Source organism: Pseudomonas sp. HMSC066A08, from assembly GCF_001813025.1.
Classification (GTDB): Bacteria; Pseudomonadota; Gammaproteobacteria; order Pseudomonadales; family Pseudomonadaceae; genus Pseudomonas; species Pseudomonas aeruginosa.
On record NZ_KV811189.1, the window covers coordinates 1 to 282 of the forward strand.

At 52.1% G+C, this 282-nt stretch carries 1 rRNA gene; it reads left to right on the top strand.

Features of this window, described 5'->3' with window-relative positions:
- Positions 1-282: ribosomal RNA gene (locus tag HMPREF2886_RS01435) — 23S ribosomal RNA — on the top strand; the annotation flags it as partial.

Here is a 282-nt window from a genome sequence, read left to right on the forward strand (position 1 = left end):
AAACAACCCAGACCGCCAGCTAAGGTCCCAAAGTTGTGGTTAAGTGGTAAACGATGTGGGAAGGCTTAGACAGCTAGGAGGTTGGCTTAGAAGCAGCCATCCTTTAAAGAAAGCGTAATAGCTCACTAGTCGAGTCGGCCTGCGCGGAAGATGTAACGGGGCTCAAACCACACACCGAAGCTGCGGGTGTCACGCAAGTGACGCGGTAGAGGAGCGTTCTGTAAGCCTGTGAAGGTGAGTTGAGAAGCTTGCTGGAGGTATCAGAAGTGCGAATGCTGACAT